Below are 20,374 nucleotides of genomic sequence, written 5' to 3'. Positions count from 1 at the left end.
CCTTGTCTCCCTCCCCGCGGCCCGGCCTCCCCGCCTCCCACCTCGGGGACGGGCCCAAGGCCCCCGCACGGCCTATCCCGTCCCGCCCTGATCGATTGGCCTGCCCATGACCGACACAGTCCCCACGGGGTCACCGATATCCCAGTCCGCCGACGTCGGTGGACGCATCGAGCTCGCCCCCGAGGCATTCCCCGCCGACAGTCCCTTCGCCAACGAGGATCTGCGTCCCGTTCCGGTCGCCGAGCGCAAGTGGACGACGTACAACTTCGCGGCCCTGTGGATCTCCATGGCCCACTGCATCCCGAGCTGGACCCTGGCCTCCGGCCTGGTCGCCCTCGGCATGGACTGGAAGCAGGCCGTCTTCACCATCGCCCTGGCCAACGTCATCGTGCTGTTGCCGATGCTGGCCACCGGGCACGCCGGACCCAAGTACGGCATCCCGTTCCCGGTGCTGGCGCGGGCCTCCTTCGGGCTGCGCGGCGCCAACATCCCGGCGCTGATCCGGGCGGCCGTGGCCTGCGGCTGGTTCGGCATCCAGACCTGGATCGGCGGCAGCGGCATCTTCGTCCTCGGCTCCAAGCTCACCGGCGGTGAGTGGGAGAACGCGGGCAAGATCGCGGGCAACCCGTGGCCCCTGTGGCTGTGCTTCGTCCTCTTCTGGGCCGCGCAGATCGCCATCATCTATCGCGGCATGGACTTCCTGCGGCACTTCGAGAACTGGGCCGCGCCCTTCGTGATCGTCGGCGCCCTCGTTCTGCTGGTCTGGATCGCGGTCAAGGCGGACGGCTTCGGCGCGCTGCTCGACCAGCCCTCGAAGCTGGGCTGGGGCCCCGACTTCTGGCCGGTCTTCTTCCCGTCCCTCATGGGAATGATTGGTTTTTGGGCAACTTTGTCCCTCAATATCCCTGACTTCACCCGTTTCGGTGCCAGTCAGAAGGCGCAGACCTGGGGCCAGTCCCTGGGCCTGCCCACCACGATGACCCTCTTCGCGGTTCTCGCCGTGCTGGTCACCTCCGGCTCCGAGGTGGTCTACGGCGAGGCGATCTGGGACCCGGTCACCCTCGCTGCCAAGACGGACAGCGTCTTCGGCCTGCTCTTCGCCCTCATCGTCGTCCTGGTCGCCACGATCTCCGTGAACATCGCGGCGAACGTGGTCTCCCCGGCGTACGACCTGGCGAACCTGGCACCGAAGCTCATCAACTTCCGTACGGGCGCGCTGATCACCGGTGTCATCGGTGTGCTGATCTTCCCGTGGAAGCTGATCTCCACCCCGGAGTTCTACATCTTCACCTGGCTCGGCGTGGTCGGCGGCCTGCTCGGCACGGTCGCGGGCATCCTGATCGCCGACTACTGGATCGTCAGGCGCACGGTCCTGCACCTCGCGGATCTGTACACGCCCGGCGGGCGCTACTGGTACTCGGGCGGCTGGAACTGGCGCGCCATCGTCGCCTTCCTGGTCGGCGGCGTCCTCGCGGTCGGCGGCTCGTACTCGGGTGTCGGCGCCGACGGTACGAAGACCGGACCGTTCCCGGTCGACGGACTGATCCCGTTCCTCAAGCCGCTCGCCGACTACGGCTGGGCAGTGGGCCTGGGCGCCTCGCTGGTGCTGTACGTGGTGCTGATGGCCGGGCACAAGGAACGCGTCGAGGTCTGAACCCGCCAACCCGCTGTGAAAGGACCTCTGGAGGGACTTTCTGGAGGACGGTCAGCCCTTCTGGCCGTCCTCCAGCGCGGCCACCGCCTCCTTGGCCGCCTTGATGGCGCCCTTGTTGATGTCGTCCGTGCTGGGCGCCTTCTTCGACTCGAAGTCGCTTCCGCTGTAGGTGATGGAGACCAGCGCGTTGGACGCGCGGATCATCACCACGCCCTCTCGGGTCTGTTGATTGTCCTCGGTGGTGAGGTTCACGACGGAGTACCCCGAGTCGCCGATGCCGGGGACAGCGCCTCCGCCGCTCTTGTCCGCGACGCGCTCCTTGTAGGACTTCTCCGCCGCGTCGTCCGACTCCGTGATCTCGAACTGCACGTCCAGCCAGCGGTAGTCGTAGCCCTTGAGCGCGTTCCACGAGCAGGTGCGGCGCAGCTTCGAGTCCGTCGACGGGATCTCCTTGCCGGCCGCCTTGGCGCCCGGCACGAGCGACTTGACCGTTTTCGCGCTCAGGCTGTCGCACGGCGCGGGAGCGGAGGCGTACGTCTTCGACACCGCCGCCGTCGCGGGGGCCGAGGGCGAATCGTCGCCGCTCTTCTGCGCCGCCGGCTCGTCGGCGGCCTGCGTCGCAGGTCCGGACGACAGTGCCCAGCCCGCCGCGGCGAGCACGATGACGGGCGACAGGCGCGCGGTGAGGGCGAGCGGCAAGGGAAGAGAACGCACGGCGCACTTTTCGTGGGGGACGGTGCGGAGGGAGTCCGCACTGCGGACGGGACGCCAGTGTCACATGACTCCCTGTGAGGCGGAAGTGCCAACTCGCTCCGTGCTGACGCGGTTACGACAGGGCCGTAATTACGTGGTGTCCTGGGTGAGTTACAGGGCCTCCCGGATGATTTGAGCGGAAAGTGAGCTTTCGATACGGTCCACGGCCACGAACGCGCCGTATGCGACGAGATGCACCAGGCAGTGGTCGGTGTGCTCCGGCCGGCGCCAGGCCGCCACGTCCTCGTCCGTGATGCGGTACGGCGCGAGGGCGGCCAGCAGCGCCAGGCGCGCCCCCGGACGCTCCCGGCGGTCCGGGAACCCGTCCAGGGTGAGCGGCGGATGGCTTCCGTCCCAGTCCTGCAGGGTCTGCTCCACGAGGTGATGGTCGTCGGTGTCGAGCAGGCCCGCGCCCCGCATGGCCGCCCTGAGCAGCGCCGCGTACGCGAGGCCTACGGGTGTGCCGTCCGCCCAGGCGGGGGCTTCGCCGGGGTCGATGTGGTCGAGCAGGGCGAGGGCGGTGCCGGGCCGGGCGGGGCGGCGCACGGTACGGGCGAGCGTGCGGCCCGCGAGGCTGCGTACCGCCCGGAAGCGCTGGGCGCCCGCGGGGAGCAGGTTCTCGGTCAGCAGGGCCGACGCGATGCGGTTGATGAAGTGGAAGGTGAGCGCGGTGCCGAGATAGGCGGGGGCGTGCTCGCGCGGGAAGGGATACGGCTCCAGGGCGGCGCCGGGCACGCGCGTGTGCCGCCCCCAGGCCAGTACGCGCGCGTGCTCCTCGCTCTGCGGGGCTTCACCCCGGGCCAGCCGCTCCGCGAGCCCGTGGTCGCCGGTGGCGTGCAGCAGCACGGTGTGCGCGTCCACGCAGAACGGGCACTTGTTGGCGAGCGACACCCCGAGGGCCGCCAGTTCCTTGCCGGTCCGGCTGCCGGCCCCCGCGATGAGCGACTCGCGCATCAATGCCCAGGTGGGGGCGAGGAGTTCGGGTGCGGAGGACAGGACCACGAAGGTGACGGGCTCGGCGATGCCGAAGTCCAGGGCGATCTGCGCGTACACCTCGGCGACGGTGCCGGTGGCCGACTTCGGCGGGAGGGGTTCGGTGTATCGGAAGGGTGTGGACATGGGCAGCAGCGTGCGCCGCCGGGGTGGGCCGCGTCGTCGTACTGCCGAAGGCAGTCGGGGCTGCGCCGGCCGGGCGGGCCGGTGCCGGGCACTACTGCGTGGGGAGTAGTCCAGGAGCCGTCCACAGGGGTGACGTCGCTGTCGGTGGGGCGGTCTAGTGTGCGGGCATGAGTGGGCTTCGGATCACCCGTGGGCGGCTCGTCGACCTGGCCGTCGCGGTCGTGGTCGGCGTGATCGTCCTGCTCGCCGCCGTGGCGGACGGCCGCGCCGGACCCGTGGACTGCGCGCTGATCGCGGTCGGTTCGCTTGCCCTGGCCGGGCACCGCACGGCTCCGCGCGTGGTGCTCGCGGTCACCACCGGCAGCCTGCTCGCCGCAGTCGTCCACGCCGGACCCGCGAGCAGCCTGGCCGTCCCCGTCGTGGGCGCGGTGCACACCGCGTCGCGGACCGGACACCGGGGCACGGCCGCGGCGGCCGCCGCCGTCTTCCTCGGCGGATACGTGGCGGCGGGCTCGGCGGGCTCGGACGTCTCGCGGGAGGCGCTGCTGCTCGCCGGCTGGTTCCTGTGCGCGGTGGTGACGGGCCTGGCCGACCGCAACTGGCAGGCGTATCTGCGCCAGACCGAGCAGCGCGCCCTGGAGGCCGAACGCACCCGGGAGGAGGCGGCGTTGCGCAGGGCCGGCGAGGAACGTCTGCGCATAGCACGCGAGTTGCACGACTCCCTTACCCACAGCATCTCGATCGTCAAGCTCCAGGCGGGCGTCGCCGTGCACCTGGCCCGCAAGCGCGGCGAGGAGGTGCCGCCCGCGCTGCTCGCCATCCAGGAGGCGAGCGGGGAGGCGATGCGCGAGCTGCGCGCCACGCTGGAGGTGCTGCGCACGGACGAGCCCACCGGCACACCCGCGCTGCTCGTGGAGCGGGCGCGGGCGGCGGGCCTCGCGGTCGAACTGACGGTGACGGGGGAGGAGCGGCCGCTGGCGGCGACGGTCGACCGGGCGATGTACCGCATCGTCCAGGAAGCCTTGACGAACGCGGCGCGGCACGCGGGCCCGGCGAAGGTGACCGTACAACTCATCTACGGGGAGGTGGAGTTGACGATAGGCGTCGAGGACGACGGCGCCGCCGACCCGGCCGGCCCGCCCACCCCCGGCATCGGTCTGACCGGCATGCGTGAACGCGTCACGGCCCTCGGCGGCACCCTGCACGCCGCCCCGCGCGCGGAGGGCGGGTTCGCGGTGCGGGCGCGGCTGCCGCTGGGGGAGACGGCATGACGGACGACGTGATCAGAGTGGCGCTCGTCGACGACCAGGCGCTGATGCGGGCGGGCTTCAGGGCCCTGCTGGACGCCGAGGACGGCATCGAGGTGGTCGGCGAGGCCGCGGACGGCGAGCAGGGATTGGCACTGATCCGCGCCCAGGTCCCCGACATCGCGCTGATCGACGTACAGATGCCGGTGATGACGGGCATCGAGGCGACGCGCAGGATCGCCGCGGACCCGGCGCTGGCGCCGGTCCGCGTGGTGATCCTGACGAACTACGGCCACGACGAGTACGTCTTCGAGGCCCTGCGAGCCGGCGCCGGCGGCTTCCTCCTCAAGGACACCGAACCGGCCGACCTGCTCCAGGCCATCGAGGTGGTGGCACGCGGCGAGGCGCTGCTCTCCCCGGCGGTGACCCGCACCCTGATCGGCGAGTTCGTCTCCCGCCCACCCGACCGGGCCACCGCCCCCGGCCTGGAGTGCCTGACACGCCGCGAACGCGAGGTGACGGCGCTGGCGGCGCGGGGGCTGACGAACGAGGAGATCGCCGAGCACATGGTGATCAGCCCCTTCACGGCGAAGACCCACATCAGCAGGGCGATGACGAAACTGGGGGCAAGGGACCGGGCCCAACTGGTGGTCTTCGCCTATGAGTCGGGGCTGGTGACGGCACGCGGGGCATAACCCGTTGCGCCGGGCGGGCGGCGATCAGCAACCTGAGGCGATGACCGAGACGACGGACGCGAAACAGCCCGCCGTGCGCGAGGAGATCCTCGCCTACTACGCGCGGGGCAAGGAGGACGACCGGCTCAGAGAGGGCGGCGCCCCCGCCGGACGGCTGGAGTTCTGGCGCACGCAGGACGTGCTCCGGCGGTCGTTGCCCGCGGCGCCCGCGCGCGTGCTGGACGTCGGAGGCGGCAGCGGGGTGCACGCGGAGTGGCTCGCGCAGGACGGGTACGAGGTCGAGCTCGTCGATCCTGTGCCGCTCCATGTCGAGCAGGCCGCCCGGATCCCCGGCGTCACCGCCCGCCCCGGGGACGCGCGCGAGCTGCCCGCCTCCGATGCCGCCTGCGACGTGGTGCTGATGCTCGGCCCGCTGTACCACCTGCCTGAACGGGCCGACCGGGTCAGGGCGTTGGCGGAGGCGCACCGGGCGGTCCGGCCGGGTGGGCTGGTGGTCGCGGCCACCATCAACCGCTTCGCGCAGCTGCACGACCTCCTGCGTGAGGAGCGCTACTTCATCCCGCAGCACCGCGAACGGACCGACGCCGTCCTGGCGGACGGACGACATCCCTACCACGAGGACGGGTTCTTCACCGTGGCTCACTTCGCCCAACCCGACGAGGTGCCCACGGAGTTCGCCGAGGCCGGACTCACCGTCGAGGGCCAGTACGGCGTCGAGGGCGTCGCCTGGCTCATGGGCGGTGTCGAGGACTGGCTCGACGACCCGGAGCGCCGCGAGACCGTCCTGGCGGCGTGCCGGCACATCGAGTCCGAGCCGGGTCTCCTCGGTGCCAGCGGGCATCTGCTGACTGCGGGCAGACGGTTGCCGTAGTTGAGTTCGGGCGGTGGAGCGGGTCGGCGACGAACACCGTCAGGGCCGGCTGGGACTGTGCGTAGGCGGCGAGTCGGGAGTAGCGGCGGGCGCGGTTGGGGTCGGACCACTGGATGGACGCCGTGCGGTGCAGCGAGGACGACACGTTGACGACGCGGCCGGCTCTGGCCGTGTCGTGGGAATCCCTGCCGGCGGAACTGAGTTGCTTGCGACTGCGACGATGACAACGGGTGGACCGCGGTCCACCGCAGGAAGGGGACAGGAGCCGATGAGCCTTCGTCAGTTCGAGTACGCCCTGGCCATTGCCGAGGAGGGCTCGGTGACGGCGGCGGCGGAGCGGCTGCATGTTGCTCAACCGTCGGTGTCCCAGCAGATCCGCGGACTGGAGCGGGAACTCGGCGTGGAGCTGTTCGCCCGCACGCCGACCGGACTGGTGCCCACCGTGGTCGGCCGCGCGTTCCTGCGGGAGGCGGAGGTCGCGGTGAGCGCGGCGCGGCGGGCGAGGTCGACGGCGCGGGCAGGCGCCGACGAGCTGGTGGGCGAGCTGGTGGTCTCGGTGCAGATGGGGTTTGGCACGCGGCAGCTGCCGGGCGCGCTGGGCGCGCTGCGCCGCCGCTTCCCGCGGTTGGAGGTCACCGTCTTCGAGGAGCCCAGCTCCGCCGAGCTGGAGCGGCTGTGCCGCCAGGGCGTACTGAACCTCGCACTGATGGCGGCGTGCGAGCGGAGCCCCGCCGACGCCCACCACCTCGGCGACGAGGAGTTCGTCGTGGTGCTGGGCGCCGGGCACCGGCAGCTTGCCGCGGACCGGGTCGAGCTGCGCGACCTGGAGGGCGAGTCGTGGGTGAGGTTCGACCGTGACAGCGCGCTCGACGGCGTGCTGCTGGACGTGCTGCGGGGCAACGATCTGGCCTCGACCACGGCCGCCCGCGTGTCCCAGACGGCGACGGCCGTGCGCTGGGCCGCCCACGGGTTGGGGGTGACGCTCGTCCCGGCCTCCGCGGTGCCCCACGGTCACGAGCACCTCGTTCGCCCGGTGTTCCCGGTCGTGTCCCAGCCCGTCATCGCCGTTGTCCGGCAGGGCGCGGGCCCGGCGGAGGCGGCCCTGCTCGAACTCCTGCGTCAGGAGACCTGGTCCGAGTCCGCTTCCTTCTCGCCGGCGTCCTGACGGCCGAGAAGGAAGCGGTTGCGTCACCCCCTGGGGAATTCCCCGCCGTCCACGATGAGATTGCTCCCGGTCAGCCAGCTCGTCCGGTCGGACACGAGAAACAGCACCGCGTGGGCGATGTCGTCGGGCTGCCCGTCGCGCCCCAGCGGGGTGGTGTCGTTGGCGTTGGTCCGGCCCGGCGCCGCGTTCAGGCGCGCCCACTGCTCCCGCGTTTCTTCGCCGCCGGGGGTGGCGACTCTGCCGGGAGTCACCGTGTTGACCCGGATTCCGAACGGGGCCAGCTCCGAGGCCAGCCCCCGGCTGTAGTTCTCCAGCGCCGCCTTCGCCGCCGTGTAGTGCAGGAACGGTCCTACCGGGGTGAGGACTGCGGCCGAGGAGACGTGCACGATCATCCCCGAACGCCGTTCCCGCATCCCCGGTACCAGCAGCGAGTCCAGCCGCACCGACGCCAGATAGTTCAAGTCCAGCGCGTCCTGCCACTCCTCGGCGGGGATGGCCGAGGCGTCCTTGTACGGTCGCGCGCCACCCACGTTGTGGACCAGGACGTCCACCCCGCCGAGCACCTCCTGCGCGGCCGCGGCGAGCGCCTCCGCCCCAGCCCGTGTCCGCACGTCGGCCTCCACGAAGGTGGCTCCATCCGGCACCGTGCTCGTCGCCGACCTGGCGGTCGTGAGCACTTCGGCGCCCGCGTCCAGGAGCTGGCGCACGACGGCCGCTCCGATTCCGCGAGAACCACCGGTGACCAGGGCCCGCTTTCCCGCGAGTTCTCGCGTTCCTGATCCGTTCTCGATTGCAGCCATGCCACCGGTCCTCTCGATCGCGTAATTGCCGCTCGACGGGAGATCGCGGTGAGCGCCCCGTCGAGCTGTTTCACGGTAGGTCCGGAAAAGAACGAGAGGCAAAGACGGAATGTGAGTACGTGCTATAGGGAATTTCTATGGCACCCCGGCCCCTCCGCCGGTGAAAACCCGTCCTCGACGGGGGCTGTGGTCGGGCAAGGTGAGGGCTGTGTGGGCCGGGCGTCCGGTTTTTGGTGGCAGGGCGGTGAGGCCGCGAAGTCTGTTGTTGCGTTTTTCAAGGGCTTCGGCGGTGGTGGGGAAGAGCGCCGCGTCGCCTTCACCGACCTGTGCCTGGTTCAGTTCGACGAATCCGCGGATGTCGCGTTCGTAGGCGGCGAAGGCCGCGGTGTGGTCGCGATGGGCGGCCAGCGAGTCGGCGAGCATGTAGGCGCCGACGAGGGCGAGGCTGGACCCTTGCCCGGTCAGGAACGACGGGGCGTAGGCGGCATCGCCGACGAGCGCGACCCGGCCGCTGGACCAGCGCGGCATGCGGACTTGGCTCACGGTGTCGAAGAACGGATCGTTCGCGTGGCGCATGGCGGCGACCACGGTCGGGATTGCCCATGCGTCGCCCGCGAAGGTGGTGGCGACGAGGTCACGTTGCGCCTCGGGGTCGCGGAGGACCTCGTACGGTTGTTCCGGGTGAGCGAAGTTGAGGAATGCGTGCAGCTCGTTGCTGTCTCTGACCGCGTAGAGCGCCGCCGCCCTTCCGGGAGTGTTCCAGATGAGTACTTCATGGGAGAGCCCAAAGGTGTTGGGCATGGTGAACAGGGCGAAGCAGTACCCCAGATAGCGGTGGAATTGCTGCTCGGGGCCGAATACGAGCTTCCGGGTGTGCGAGTGCAGCCCGTCCGCACCCAGGACCAGGTCGAAGCTGCGCCGGCCGCCGCTGCGGAAGGTGACGTCGACACCGTGCTCGTGTTCGGTGAGCGCATCGATGGAGTCGTCGAACACGAACTCCACCTCGTCACGGACGGCCCCGTACAGGGCTTCTGCCAAATCCCCGCGAGGCACCTCGACATCACGTCCCTCGACCCCGCCGACCACCGCCTGTGGGTGAACCACCGCCGCCTCACTGCCATCGGCATTGAGGAAGGTCACCTGGCGCGACTCGATATGCGCTTCCTGGAGCTGCGGCAGGATTCCCATCCGGCGAGCCACCTCCACCGCGGTGCCACGCACGTCGATCGGGTACCCACCGCCCCGCAGCCCGGTGGACTTCTCCACCACCGTCACCGCGAATCCGTACCGGTGCAGCCAGTACGCCACGGCGGGACCCGCGATGCTCGCGCCGGAAACCAGGACCGTGCCTTTCGATGCGGTTCTCATGGTCATTTTCCGTCACACCGCTTCCCGCTCGAGGTCGGGCGACGGCGAGTTGCGGCCGATGCGTGTGTTTCGCACGAGCATGACGGCCAGCATCGCGGCGATCGCGAACGCGACGGAAGCGATCCCGATATAGCCGAACACGCCGGTGGCCGAGTTCGCTGTTTCGCCGTCGACGACCACGGTGGTCGACTTGAGCACGGCCGCGCCCACGAAGTCCAGCACCACCGCCCCGATCGAGACCATGACCATGACCAGGCTGGACACGACGCCCTGCCGTTCGGGGGACGCCAAGCCGGCAGCCATGTTGAAGCCGGATGTCCCGAGCGCTCCCACAGTGACACCCAGCAGGAATCCGCAGCAGAGCGCCACGGGAAGCTGGGAAGCCCCGAGGAACATCCCGAGGGTCACCACCGTGCCGAGCATGATCGCCCCGGCCAACGTCGAGGCCGGTCCGATGCGTGCGGCAAGCCATCCGGCCGCCGGACCTCCGAGCGTGACGCCGACTCCCGGCGCCGCGAGCAACAGTGCCACTGATCCCTGGTCGGCCAGTCCGTACCCGAGTTGCTGATCCGCCGAGACTTCACCGATGAGAGAGACGAGCTGAAGCATGCTCTGGTACGAACCGGCTGCGAGGAAGACGACGAGGAGCGTGAGCACCAATGGCCTGCTGATGTCCCTGACGTCGATCAGAGGGTCGGGCTTTCGAGTCGAGACCAGGAACCACCTGGCCAATGCCGCTACGCCACCGACGAGGAGAGCCAGCGGGCCGGCAGCGAGCCAGCCGAGGTCCGAGCCCAGACTGACATGGCTGAGCACCCCGGCGAGACCTCCGCCGAGGAGGAGGGCACCACCGACGTCGATCTTGCCTGGTGTCCTGATCGGGGATTCGGGAACGACCTTGCGCACGCAGACCGCCATCGCGGCCGCGACGAAGGCCGATCCGAGGAACAAGATCTGGAAGCCGAACTCCGTGGCCAGCTTCTCGATGAGGAAACGGGACGCGATGTTGAGCACCGCGGAACCGGAGGTCACGATGCCCACGATGATCATCGCGATGCGGGGTGCGCAGACACCTCGAACGATTGCGACGGAGAGGAAGACGGTGGCCAGAGCCGCTCCCTGCAGCATGCGCCCTGGCACGAATACCCAGAGGCTGGGAGCCACGGCGCATAAGAGGGCGCCCGCGCAGCTGAGGAGCAACGTCAACACGAGCACCCTGCGCTTGCCGTAGATGTCGGCACTCTTTCCGAGCAGGGGTGCCCACAGCACTCCCGCCAGCATCGCGGTGGCATTGAGCCACGCCGCCTGGTCGGTGCCGAAATGGTCGAGCATCTCCGGGAGGACGACCAGCGGTGCGGTGATGGCCGAGTCGACCACGAAGTTCACCAGGGCCAGGACAGTCACCAGGCCGATGAGCCGCCCGTTCCATCTCGTGTGCAGTCCGGCGTCTGTGCTTTCGGTCCTGCTCTGCTGCATGACACACCCCCTTAAGATACGTTTCAGTTTCTTATTTACTGAGAGTAGAGTGCGGCGATAAGAAACGTCAAAGTTTCTAAGGAGTGTTGTGGGACGACGGCGCGGCGAAGCGCTCGAGGCAGCGATCCTCGAAGCGGCCTGGGACGAGTTGAGCGAGCGTGGGTACGCGAACCTGACCTTCGACTCCGTCGCCCGGCGAGCCGGCACCAGCAAACCGGTGCTCTATCGGCGCTGGGCGGACAAGCAGAAGCTGGTCGAGGCGGCAGTCGTACGCCGCAATGTCATCCAGCTGACCACCCCGGCCGACACCGGGTCCCTGCGCGGCGACCTGATCGCCACCCTCACCGAGTTGAGCGAGAAGCGGGGGCCGTTCCTCACTCAACTCAGCCTGCTGCTCGCCGGCTACTTCGCCGAGACCGGAACCAGCTTCGCCGAGCTGCGCGAGATGATCCTCGCCGGACGCCGCTCCGGACGCGACGAGATCATGGAGCGCGCCATCGAGCGCGGCGAGATCGATCCGGCCAAGCTCACGCCACGGATCGCCTCACTCCCTTTCGACCTGCTTCGAGGCGAGACGATGATGACGCTGCGGCCGGTCGCACCCGAGGTGATCGAGGAGATCGTCGACACGATCTTCCTCCCGCTGGTCCGCTAGCCACGAGCCTCAACGAGGCGACGCCCTGGGGGATGGGGTGATCGTCGGTCTCGGTGGTCATCCCGGAGACCTTGAACACGGCCCACGCGGTTTCGCGTTCGAGGCGGTCCGAGAGTGTGCCCAGCGGCGCGAGGTGAGCGCCGTGGTGATCCCTGTCGGCCGATGTCGGGTGTCCATGTCGAGCCGGTGCGGGTGCCCCTGAGGGTCCTTACGGCCAGCCATCCCTCGCCCGCGGTGACGCGGGGAGGCATCAGGACGCGGAACAGCAGCAGCGCCTGAGCCCGTGAGTGCGGCGTCCCATGGCGGGGACGACAGGCGCGGGATTGCGGCGGGCTCCGGATCTTGAGGTGCCGCTGACGGGTTGCCGACCGATCCCTGACGCGTCGGTGCGGGCGCAGTCCATGATCACCCGAGTGGCGGGCGCGGCGCGGCGTAAGAGGTCCGTCAAGGCCGGCGGAGTCGCCGTAAGAGGGCCGTTAAGGACGCCTGAATCCGGCCGAACGGCGGGTTCCCTGTACTGGTCCGATCCGTACTCGAACCTCATTCAGGAGCTTGCGATGGCCGATGTGGCCTTCGTCGTCGCCACGATCGCGGTGTTCGCGCTGGTGGCTCTCGTCGCCAAGGGGGTGGCGAAGCTGTGACTGCCGAGAACATCGTCGGTCTGATCGTGGCCGTCGCCCTGCTGGGCTACCTCGTCCTCGCCCTCGTCTTCCCGGAGAGGTTCTGAGCCGCCGCCATGAGTTCGGTACTTGCTGACGTGCTCGTGGTGACTGCGCTGATCGGCGCGCTCGCCCTCGTACACCGTCCCCTCGGCGACTACATGGCCGCCGTCTTCCAGTCCAAGAATCACCTGCGGGTCGAGAAGTGGATCTACCGGTCCGTGGGCGCCAACCCGGACGCGGAGATGCGCTGGCCCGCCTACCTGCGCGGGGTGCTGGTCTTCTCCGCGGTGAGCGTGCTGTTCCTCTATCTGCTGCAGCGGATCCAGGACAAGCTCCCGCTGTCGCTGGGCTTCAAGCCGATCACCCCGGACCAGGCGTTCAACACGGCCGCCTCCTTCGTGTCCAACACGAACTGGCAGTCGTACTCGGGCGAGGTGGCGATGAGCCACGTCACCCAGACGATGGGCCTGGCCGTGCAGAACTTCGTCTCCGCAGCCGTCGGCATAGCCGTCGCGGTGGCGCTGGTACGTGGATTCGCCCGCTCCCGCTCCCGCACCGGCGACCTGGGCAACTTCTGGGCGGACCTGGTGCGTTGCGTCATCCGCATCCTGGTCCCGCTCTCGGTGATCGCCGCCGTGATCCTCGTCGCCTGCGGTGCCATCCAGAACTTCGGTGACATCCACAGCATCACCACCCTGACCGGCGACAAGCAGGCCATCAGCCCGGGTGCGGTCGCCTCCCAGGAAGCCATCAAGGACCTGGGCACGAACGGCGGCGGCTTCTTCAACGCCAACAGCGCCCACCCGTTCGAGAACCCCAACGGCTTCACCAACCTGCTGGAGATCTTCCTGCTGCTGGTGATCCCGTTCTCGCTGCCGCGCACCTTCGGCACGATGGTCGGCAACGTCAAGCAGGGCTACGCCATCCTCGCGGCCATGGCGGTGATCTGGTTCCTCGGCGTGGTCGCCGTGACCATCACCGAGTACGCCCACCCGGGCGCCGCCTCGCAGCTTGCAGGCGGGGCGATGGAGGGCAAGGAGCAGCGCTTCGGCGAGGGCAACTCCTCCCTGTTCGCCGTCTCCACGACCATGACCTCGACCGGCTCGGTCAACTCCTTCCACGACTCCTTCAGCGGTCTGTCCGGCGGTGTGCTGCTGCTCGGCATGATGCTGGGCGAGATCGCGCCCGGCGGTACCGGCTCCGGCCTGTACGGCATGCTGATCATGGCGGTCATCGCGGTGTTCATCGCGGGTCTGATGGTGGGCCGTACGCCCGAGTACCTGGGCAAGAAGATCGGCACCCGCGAGATCAAGCTGGCGGCCTGCTACATCCTGATCACCCCGGCGCTGGTGCTGATCGGCACCGCGCTGGCGATGGCGCTGGGCAAGGGCGAGTCGTCGATGACGAACGTGGGCGCACACGGCTTCTCCGAGGTCCTGTACGCCTACACCTCGGCTAGCAACAACAACGGGTCCGCCTTCGCGGGCTTCGCGGCGAACACCGAGTACCACAACACGATGCTGGGCCTGTGCATGCTGCTGGGCCGGTTCGTGCCGATGGTGTTCGTCCTCGCGCTGGCCGGCTCGCTGGCCGAGCAGAAGCCGGTCCCGGCCACGGCGGGCACGCTGCGGACCGAGAAGCCGCTGTTCACCGGCCTGCTCGTGGGCGCGATCCTGATCATCACCGGTCTGACGTTCTTCCCGGCCCTCGCCCTGGGCCCGCTGGCCGAGGGGTTGGCGTGATGACGACCAACACGCAGAAGACTGACGCAACCACGCAGAAGACCCACGCAACCACGCAGAAGACCGACGTGAAGAAGCAGGACTCCATGTCCACTCCCACCCTTGCGCCCCACCAGGACGCGCCCACCGGGCACAAGCCCGACGGGCGGGTCGGCGGAGGGCTGTTCGATCCGAAGCAGCTGGTCAAGTCGCTGCCGGACGCCTTCCGTAAGCTCGACCCGCGGGTGATGGTCAAGTCGCCCGTGATGTTCGTGGTCCTCGTCGGCTCCGTCCTGACGACGGTCTTCTCCTTCAAGGACCCGGGCGACTGGTTCGGCTGGGTGATCAGCGCCTGGCTGTGGCTGACCGTGATCTTCGCCAACCTGGCGGAGGCCGTCGCCGAGGGCCGCGGCAAGGCTCAGGCCGACACGTTGCGCAAGGCCAAGACCGACACGGTCGCCCGGCGGCTGCTCAAGGACGGCTCCGAGGAGCAGATTCCGGGCACCGACCTGAAGATCGGCGACCTGGTCGTCTGCGAGGCCGGCGACATCATCCCCGGCGACGGTGACGTCGTCGAAGGAGTGGCGTCCGTCGACGAGTCGGCCATCACCGGTGAGTCGGCTCCGGTCATCCGAGAGTCCGGCGGCGACCGTTCGGCCGTCACGGGCGGCACGAAGGTGTTGTCCGACCGCATCGTCATCAAGATCACGACGAAGCCCGGTGAGACCTTCATCGACCGGATGATCAACCTGGTCGAGGGCGCGGCCCGGCAGAAGACGCCGAACGAGATCGCGCTGAACATCCTGCTGGCCTCGCTGACGATCGTCTTCCTGCTGGCGGTGGCCACCTTGCCGCCGTTCGCCGACTACGCGGGCAGCCACCTGACGATGGTCGTGCTGGTGGCACTGCTGGTCTGTCTGATCCCGACGACGATCGGCGCGCTGCTGTCCGCGATCGGCATCGCGGGCATGGACCGGCTGGTCCAGCGCAACGTACTCGCCATGTCCGGCCGGGCAGTCGAGGCCGCCGGTGACGTCTCCACGCTGCTGCTCGACAAGACCGGCACGATCACGCTGGGCAACCGGCAGGCCGCCGAGTTCGTGCCGGTGCGCGGGACGACGGAGGCCGAGGTCGCGGATGCCGCTCAGCTGTCGTCGCTGGCCGACGAGACGCCGGAGGGCCGTTCCATCGTCGTCCTGGCGAAGGAGAAGTACGGTCTGCGGGAGCGCCACCAGGGTGAGTTGGCGCACGCGGCGTGGATCGAGTTCACCGCGCAGACCCGGATGTCGGGTGTGGACGTGGACGGCAGGAAGGTCCGCAAGGGCGCCACGGCCTCCGTCATCGCCTGGGTGCAGGAAGAGGGCGGCACGGTCGCCGACGACGCGGACACCATCGCCAACCGCATCTCCGAGGCCGGCGGCACCCCGCTGCTGGTCGCGGTCAAGGACGACAAGGGCGCCCGCGTGCTGGGCGTCATCCACCTCAAGGACGTCGTCAAGGAGGGCATGCGGGAGCGGTTCGAGGAGCTGCGCCGCATGGGCATCAAGACGATCATGATCACGGGTGACAACCCGCTGACCGCCAAGGCGATCGCCGAGGAGGCAGGCGTCGACGACTTCCTCGCCGAGGCCACCCCTGAGGACAAGATGGCCCTCATCAAACGGGAGCAGGCCGGCGGCAAGCTGGTCGCGATGACCGGCGACGGCACCAACGACGCCCCTGCGCTGGCGCAGGCGGACGTCGGCGTGGCGATGAACACGGGTACGTCGGCCGCCAAGGAGGCCGGCAACATGGTCGACCTCGACTCCAACCCGACCAAGCTCATCGAGATCGTCGAGATCGGCAAACAACTCCTCATCACCCGGGGCGCGTTGACGACGTTCTCCATCGCCAACGACGTGGCCAAGTACTTCGCGATCATCCCGGCGCTGTTCGCGGCCGTCCACCCCGGCCTGGACAAGCTCAACATCATGGGCCTGTCCTCGCCCGACTCCGCGATCCTGTCCGCGGTCATCTTCAACGCGCTGATCATCATCGCGCTGGTGCCGCTGTCCCTGAAGGGCGTGCAGTACAGGCCCGTCAGCGCCGACAAGATGCTGCGACGGAACCTGACGATCTACGGGCTCGGCGGCCTGATCGCGCCCTTCATCGGCATCAAGATCATCGACCTGCTCATCTCGCTCATCCCCGGGATCGGCTGAAGGACATGAACACATCTTTCGCAAGCTCCGCACGCATGGCGTGGGCCGCCCTGCGCATGCTGCTCGTCCTCACCGTGGTGACCGGCATCGCGTACCCGCTGCTGGTCACCGGCATCGGCCAGGTGCTGTTCAACGACAAGGCCAACGGCTCGATGGTCGAGGTCGACGGCAAGGAGATCGGCTCGAAGCCGATCGGCCAGAGCTGGAACATCAAGGGCACCGACAAGCCCGACCCGAAGTGGTTCCAGGGCCGCCCGTCCAACAGCGGCTACGACCCGCTGACCACGGGCTCCAGCCAGCTGGGCGCCAGTGACCCGACCCTCGTGAAGAACGTGAAGGCGGCGAAGAAGCAGGTCGCCGAGTTCAACGGCGTACCCCAGTCCGAGGTGCCCAAGGACGCGGTCACCGGGTCGGCCTCCGCGATCGACCCGGACATCTCCCCGGCGTACGCGGACATCCAGGTCGAGCGGGTGGCCGAGAACAACGGGCTGACCGTGGCGCAGGTGCAGAAGCTGGTCGACGACCACACCGACGGCCGCACGCTCGGATTCATGGGCGAGCCCCATGTCAACGTCCTGGAGCTCAACATCGCGCTCAAGGGACTCGCGGCGAAGAGCTGATGGGCTTACGCGAACCGCGCGGGAGCCGACGGCCCGGGACACCCCCCGGGGCCGTCGGCTCCCACCGCCATCCAGCCCTTACGGGCTGTCCCACCCCCGCGCATGACAGGAAGGCGCACCGATGACCCGGGTGCTGGTCGTGGAGGACGACCCCCAGCTCGTACGCGCGCTCGTCATCAACATGCAGGCCCGCCGCTACGGCGTCGACGCGGCCCCGGACGGAGCCACGGCGCTGCGCCTGGCCGCTGCCCGCCAGCCCGACGTGGTCGTCCTCGACCTGGGCCTGCCGGACATGGACGGCGTCGACGTCATCAAGGCGCTGCGCGGCTGGGCCCGGGTACCGATCCTTGTGCTCTCCGCCCGGCGGGCGTCCGACGAGAAGGTCGCCGCCCTGGACGCGGGCGCCGACGACTACATCACCAAGCCGTTCAGCATGGACGAGCTGCTGGCCCGCCTGCGCGCCGCGGTCCGCCGTACGCAAGCCGTGCCGATCGAACCCGAGATGACGCGGGTCACGACGGACGAGTTCACCATCGACCTGGCCGCCAAGAAGGTCCATCGCGCCGGACGCGACGTCCGCCTCACCCCGACCGAGTGGCACCTGCTGGAGATCCTGGTGACCAACCCCGGCCGGCTCATCACACAGAAACAGCTGCTCCAGGAGGTGTGGGGGGCATCCCAGAGCAACAAGACCAACTACCTGCGGGTCTACATGGCCCAGCTGCGCCGCAAACTGGAGGCTGATCCGTCCCACCCCCGCTACCTGATCACCGAGCCCGGAATGGGCTACCGCTTCGAAGGATGACCATGGCACGCGGCAAGCTTCGGATCTATCTCGGTGCGGCACCGGGCGTCGGCAAGACGTACGCGATGCTGTCGGAGGCGCACCGGCGGGTGGAGCGCGGCACCGACTGCGTGGTCGCTTTCGTGGAGCACCACAGCCGGCCACGCACCGAGGTGATGCTGCACGGCCTGGAGCAGATCCCGCGCAAGGAGCTGGAGTACCGCGGCAGCGTCTTCACGGAGATGGACGTCGACGCGGTGCTGGCCCGTCGTCCTCAGGTCGCCCTGGTCGACGAGCTGGCCCACACGAACATCCCGGGCTCGCGCAACTCCAAGCGCTGGCAGGATGTCGAGGAGCTGCTCGCGGCCGGCATCGACGTCATATCGGCCGTCAACATCCAGCACCTGGAATCCCTGGGCGACGTCGTGGAGTCCATAACCGGCATCCGGCAGAAGGAGACCGTGCCGGACGAGGTGGTGCGCCGCACCGATCAGATCGAGCTGGTCGACATGTCGCCGCAGGCGCTGCGGCGGCGGATGGCACACGGCAACATCTACAAGCCGGACAAGGTCGACGCGGCCCTCTCCAACTACTTCCGCCCCGGCAACCTCACCGCACTGCGCGAGCTGGCCCTGCTCTGGGTGGCCGACCGCGTCGACGAGTACCTGCAGCAGTACCGCAGCGAGCACCAGGTCTCGACGATCTGGGGCTCGCGCGAGCGGATCGTGGTCGGGCTCACCGGTGGCCCGGAGGGCAGGACGCTGATCCGCCGGGCCGCGCGGCTGGCTGAGAAGGGCGCCGGCGGTGAGGTGCTGGCCGTCTACATCGCCAGCAGCGACGGGCTGACCTCGGCCTCACCGAAGGAACTGGCCGTCCAGCGCACCCTCGTGGAGGACCTGGGCGGCACCTTCCACCACGTCGTGGGCGACGACATTCCCGTGGCGCTGCTGGAGTTCGCGCGCGCCGTCAACGCCACCCAGATCGTCCTCGGCGTCTCACGGCGCAAGAGCTGGCAGTACATCTTCGGGCCCGGCGTCGGCGCCACCGTCGCCCGCGACTCGGGACCTGACCTGGACGTCCACCTGATCACCCACGACGAGGCGGGCAAGGGGCGGGGCCTGCCGGCCGCCAGGAGTGCGCGGCTCGGCCGGTCGCGGCTCATCTGGGGGTGGCTGACCGGTGTGGCAGGACCCGCGCTCCTCACGCTGCTGCTCAGCAGTGTCCTGCCCGAACTGGGCCTGGCCAACGACATGCTGCTGTTCCTGACCCTCACGGTGGCGGCCGCGCTGCTGGGCGGCCTGCTGCCCGCCCTGGCCTCCGCCATGGTGGGCTCACTGTTGCTCAACTGGTTCTTCACCTCACCGGTCCACACGCTGACGATCGCCGACCCGAAGAACATCGTCGCCATCGCGGTCTTCGTCGGCGTGGCCGTGTCGGTGGCGTCGGTGGTGGACCTGGCGGCCCGCCGCACCGAGCAGGCGGCCCGGCTGCGCGCCGAGTCGGAGATCCTCTCCTACCTCGCCGGCAGTGTGCTGCGGGGCGAGACCGGCCTGGAGGAGCTGCTGGAGCGGGTGCGGGAGACCTTCGGCATGCGGTCGGCGGCTCTGCTGGAGCGGGAGAACGACACGGCGCCGTGGAGCTGCGCGGGCAGGGTCGGTGAGAGCCCGGTCGTGGGCAGGCCCGAGGACGCCGACGTGGACGTGCCGGTGGGCGACCACATGGCACTGGCCCTGTCGGGACGGGTGCTGCCGGCCTCCGACCGGCGCGTACTGTCCGCGTTCGCCGCCCAGGCCGCCGTCGTCCTGGATCGCCAGCGGCTGCAGTCCGAGGCCGACCAGGCCAGGGAGCTGGCCGAGGGCAACCGCATCCGCACCGCCCTGCTGGCCGCCGTCAGCCACGACCTGCGCACCCCGCTCGCCGGCATCAAGGCATCCGTGTCCAGCCTGCGTTCGGACGACGTCGAGTGGTCCGAGGAGGACCAGGCCGAACTCCTGGCCGCGATCGAGGAGGGCGCGGACCGCCTCGACCACCTGGTCGGCAACCTGCTGGACATGTCCCGCCTGCAGACCGGCACCCTCACCCCGCTGATCCGTGAGATCGACCTGGACGAGGTCGTCCCGCTGGCCCTGGGCGGCATCCCGGACCCCGACGAGACGGTCGGCCTGGACATCCCCGAGACCCTGCCCATGGTGGCCACCGACAAGGGTCTGCTGGAGCGGGTGGTCGCCAACGTCGTGGAGAACGCGGTGAAGTACAGCCCCGAGGACGAGCCGGTCCTGGTGGCGGCCAGCGCCATCGCCGACCGGGTGGAAGTCCGCGTGGTGGACCGCGGCCCGGGCGTCCCCGACGAGGCCAAGGACCGCATCTTCGCGCCCTTCCAGCGCTACGGTGACGCCCCGCGCGGCAACGGCGTCGGCCTCGGCCTCGCGGTCGCCCGCGGCTTCGCCGAGGCGATGGGCGGCACGATCCACGCCGAGGACACCCCCGGCGGCGGCCTGACCATGGTGCTCAGCCTGCCGACCGCGGCGGACCGTCAGCCGGTGACTGCGGACCTTCCGGTGACTGCCACCTCGTAGAACGTCT

At 69.5% G+C, this 20,374-nt stretch carries 18 protein-coding genes and 1 pseudogene; 13 read left to right on the top strand and 6 right to left on the bottom strand.

Annotated features, from left to right (window positions below):
- Positions 1 to 106: 106 nt before the first annotated feature.
- Positions 107 to 1,654 carry an NCS1 family nucleobase:cation symporter-1 gene (locus ADL12_RS39050; protein WP_062712069.1) on the top strand — a complete coding sequence of 516 codons (1,548 nt, stop codon included), beginning with the start codon at positions 107 to 109 and terminating at the stop codon, positions 1,652 to 1,654.
- 51 nt (positions 1,655 to 1,705) lie between these two features.
- Here ADL12_RS39050 and ADL12_RS39045 read toward each other — a convergent pair whose 3' ends face one another.
- Entirely contained in the window at positions 1,706 to 2,368 is a 663-nt protein-coding gene (locus tag ADL12_RS39045; protein ID WP_062712066.1) for a hypothetical protein, read from the bottom strand.
- A gap of 150 nt (positions 2,369 to 2,518) precedes the next feature.
- Positions 2,519 to 3,526, bottom strand: coding sequence for a carboxymuconolactone decarboxylase family protein (locus ADL12_RS39040; protein ID WP_062712063.1), 1,008 nt, complete (start codon positions 3,524 to 3,526; stop codon positions 2,519 to 2,521).
- Positions 3,527 to 3,693: 167 nt separating this feature from the next.
- Between ADL12_RS39040 and ADL12_RS39035 the strand changes: the two genes are divergently transcribed.
- Genes ADL12_RS39035 through ADL12_RS39025 form a run of 3 tightly spaced genes read left to right on the top strand, consistent with a single transcriptional unit; the run spans position 3,694 to position 6,339 of the window.
- Positions 3,694 to 4,797, top strand: a complete 1,104-nt coding sequence (locus tag ADL12_RS39035; protein ID WP_062712060.1) for a sensor histidine kinase — start codon at positions 3,694 to 3,696, stop codon at positions 4,795 to 4,797.
- Positions 4,794 to 5,468 carry a response regulator gene (locus ADL12_RS39030; RefSeq protein WP_062712057.1) on the top strand — a complete coding sequence of 225 codons (675 nt, stop codon included), beginning with the start codon at positions 4,794 to 4,796 and terminating at the stop codon, positions 5,466 to 5,468. The genes ADL12_RS39035 and ADL12_RS39030 overlap by 4 nt, the downstream gene beginning before the upstream one ends.
- Positions 5,469 to 5,508: 40 nt before the next feature.
- Entirely contained in the window at positions 5,509 to 6,339 is an 831-nt protein-coding gene (locus ADL12_RS39025) for a class I SAM-dependent methyltransferase (RefSeq protein WP_062712054.1), read from the top strand.
- On the opposite strand, the pseudogene ADL12_RS57275 reads toward ADL12_RS39025, so the two are convergent.
- Positions 6,323 to 6,499 (bottom strand): annotated as a pseudogene (locus tag ADL12_RS57275) (SDR family NAD(P)-dependent oxidoreductase); the annotation flags it as partial. The gene ADL12_RS39025 and the pseudogene ADL12_RS57275 overlap by 17 nt on opposite strands.
- 108 nt (positions 6,500 to 6,607) lie before the next feature.
- On the opposite strand from ADL12_RS57275, the gene ADL12_RS39020 reads away from it, so the two are divergent.
- Positions 6,608 to 7,504, top strand: coding sequence for a LysR family transcriptional regulator (locus tag ADL12_RS39020; RefSeq protein WP_062712051.1), 897 nt, complete (start codon positions 6,608 to 6,610; stop codon positions 7,502 to 7,504).
- 23 nt (positions 7,505 to 7,527) lie between these two features.
- On the opposite strand, the gene ADL12_RS39015 is transcribed toward ADL12_RS39020, so the two are convergent.
- The 3 genes from ADL12_RS39015 to ADL12_RS39005 all read right to left on the bottom strand — a co-directional run bounded on the left by ADL12_RS39015 (position 7,528) and on the right by ADL12_RS39005 (position 11,148).
- Positions 7,528 to 8,304 carry an SDR family oxidoreductase gene (locus ADL12_RS39015; protein WP_062712048.1) on the bottom strand — a complete coding sequence of 259 codons (777 nt, stop codon included), beginning with the start codon at positions 8,302 to 8,304 and terminating at the stop codon, positions 7,528 to 7,530.
- A gap of 135 nt (positions 8,305 to 8,439) precedes the next feature.
- On the bottom strand, positions 8,440 to 9,678 hold the full coding sequence (locus ADL12_RS39010; RefSeq protein ID WP_062712045.1) for an FAD-dependent monooxygenase: 1,239 nt from the start codon (positions 9,676 to 9,678) through the stop codon (positions 8,440 to 8,442).
- Positions 9,679 to 9,684: 6 nt separating this feature from the next.
- Positions 9,685 to 11,148 carry an MFS transporter gene (locus ADL12_RS39005; protein WP_062712042.1) on the bottom strand — a complete coding sequence of 488 codons (1,464 nt, stop codon included), beginning with the start codon at positions 11,146 to 11,148 and terminating at the stop codon, positions 9,685 to 9,687.
- 88 nt (positions 11,149 to 11,236) lie between these two features.
- Between ADL12_RS39005 and ADL12_RS39000 the strand changes: the two genes are divergently transcribed.
- The 8 genes from ADL12_RS39000 (at position 11,237) to ADL12_RS38970 (ending at position 20,367) form a co-directional block, all read left to right on the top strand.
- Positions 11,237 to 11,803, top strand: coding sequence for a TetR/AcrR family transcriptional regulator (locus tag ADL12_RS39000; protein ID WP_062712040.1), 567 nt, complete (start codon positions 11,237 to 11,239; stop codon positions 11,801 to 11,803).
- A 401-nt stretch (positions 11,804 to 12,204) separates the two neighbouring features.
- Positions 12,205 to 12,444, top strand: coding sequence for a hypothetical protein (locus ADL12_RS54510; RefSeq protein WP_159053423.1), 240 nt, complete (start codon positions 12,205 to 12,207; stop codon positions 12,442 to 12,444).
- Complete coding sequence (kdpF, locus tag ADL12_RS38995; RefSeq protein ID WP_055544543.1) at positions 12,441 to 12,530, top strand: K(+)-transporting ATPase subunit F; 90 nt, start codon at positions 12,441 to 12,443, stop codon at positions 12,528 to 12,530. Before ADL12_RS54510 ends, kdpF begins: the two co-directional genes overlap by 4 nt.
- Positions 12,531 to 12,539: 9 nt before the next feature.
- The gene (kdpA, locus tag ADL12_RS38990; RefSeq protein WP_062712038.1) at positions 12,540 to 14,207 is read left to right on the top strand and encodes a potassium-transporting ATPase subunit KdpA; all 1,668 of its coding nucleotides are present in this window, start codon (positions 12,540 to 12,542) and stop codon (positions 14,205 to 14,207) included.
- 86 nt (positions 14,208 to 14,293) lie between these two features.
- On the top strand, positions 14,294 to 16,387 hold the full coding sequence (gene kdpB / locus ADL12_RS38985; protein WP_062712082.1) for a potassium-transporting ATPase subunit KdpB: 2,094 nt from the start codon (positions 14,294 to 14,296) through the stop codon (positions 16,385 to 16,387).
- Between the two features lie 5 nt (positions 16,388 to 16,392).
- Positions 16,393 to 17,007 (top strand): potassium-transporting ATPase subunit KdpC, encoded by a 615-nt coding sequence (gene kdpC, locus ADL12_RS38980; protein WP_062712035.1) that lies wholly within the window; start codon positions 16,393 to 16,395, stop codon positions 17,005 to 17,007.
- Positions 17,008 to 17,128: 121 nt separating this feature from the next.
- Complete coding sequence (locus ADL12_RS38975) at positions 17,129 to 17,812, top strand: response regulator (protein ID WP_062712033.1); 684 nt, start codon at positions 17,129 to 17,131, stop codon at positions 17,810 to 17,812.
- Positions 17,813 to 17,814: 2 nt separating this feature from the next.
- Entirely contained in the window at positions 17,815 to 20,367 is a 2,553-nt protein-coding gene (locus ADL12_RS38970; protein ID WP_062712030.1) for a sensor histidine kinase, read from the top strand.
- Positions 20,368 to 20,374 lie beyond the last annotated feature (7 nt).

The organism is Streptomyces regalis (assembly GCF_001509475.1).
Classification (GTDB): domain Bacteria; phylum Actinomycetota; class Actinomycetes; order Streptomycetales; family Streptomycetaceae; genus Streptomyces; species Streptomyces regalis.
The sequence above is the reverse complement of the archived record's forward strand: the minus strand, read 5'-3'. Positions and strand labels throughout refer to the sequence as shown.

What these genes read in the sequence shown, in the direction of transcription:
- ADL12_RS39005 (WP_062712042.1), bottom strand. Translation starts at nt 11,148, where the DNA reads ATGCAGCAGAGCAGGACCGAAAGCACAGACGCCGGACTGCACACGAGA.
- ADL12_RS38970 (WP_062712030.1), top strand. Translation starts at nt 17,815, where the DNA reads ATGGCACGCGGCAAGCTTCGGATCTATCTCGGTGCGGCACCGGGCGTC.
- kdpC (WP_062712035.1), top strand. Translation starts at nt 16,393, where the DNA reads ATGAACACATCTTTCGCAAGCTCCGCACGCATGGCGTGGGCCGCCCTG.
- ADL12_RS39030 (WP_062712057.1), top strand. Translation starts at nt 4,794, where the DNA reads ATGACGGACGACGTGATCAGAGTGGCGCTCGTCGACGACCAGGCGCTG.
- ADL12_RS39035 (WP_062712060.1), top strand. Translation starts at nt 3,694, where the DNA reads ATGAGTGGGCTTCGGATCACCCGTGGGCGGCTCGTCGACCTGGCCGTC.
- ADL12_RS39040 (WP_062712063.1), bottom strand. Translation starts at nt 3,526, where the DNA reads ATGTCCACACCCTTCCGATACACCGAACCCCTCCCGCCGAAGTCGGCC.
- ADL12_RS39050 (WP_062712069.1), top strand. Translation starts at nt 107, where the DNA reads ATGACCGACACAGTCCCCACGGGGTCACCGATATCCCAGTCCGCCGAC.
- ADL12_RS54510 (WP_159053423.1), top strand. Translation starts at nt 12,205, where the DNA reads ATGATCACCCGAGTGGCGGGCGCGGCGCGGCGTAAGAGGTCCGTCAAG.
- ADL12_RS39010 (WP_062712045.1), bottom strand. Translation starts at nt 9,678, where the DNA reads ATGACCATGAGAACCGCATCGAAAGGCACGGTCCTGGTTTCCGGCGCG.
- kdpB (WP_062712082.1), top strand. Translation starts at nt 14,294, where the DNA reads ATGTCCACTCCCACCCTTGCGCCCCACCAGGACGCGCCCACCGGGCAC.
- ADL12_RS39015 (WP_062712048.1), bottom strand. Translation starts at nt 8,304, where the DNA reads ATGGCTGCAATCGAGAACGGATCAGGAACGCGAGAACTCGCGGGAAAG.
- ADL12_RS38975 (WP_062712033.1), top strand. Translation starts at nt 17,129, where the DNA reads ATGACCCGGGTGCTGGTCGTGGAGGACGACCCCCAGCTCGTACGCGCG.
- kdpA (WP_062712038.1), top strand. Translation starts at nt 12,540, where the DNA reads ATGAGTTCGGTACTTGCTGACGTGCTCGTGGTGACTGCGCTGATCGGC.
- ADL12_RS39025 (WP_062712054.1), top strand. Translation starts at nt 5,509, where the DNA reads ATGACCGAGACGACGGACGCGAAACAGCCCGCCGTGCGCGAGGAGATC.
- ADL12_RS39020 (WP_062712051.1), top strand. Translation starts at nt 6,608, where the DNA reads ATGAGCCTTCGTCAGTTCGAGTACGCCCTGGCCATTGCCGAGGAGGGC.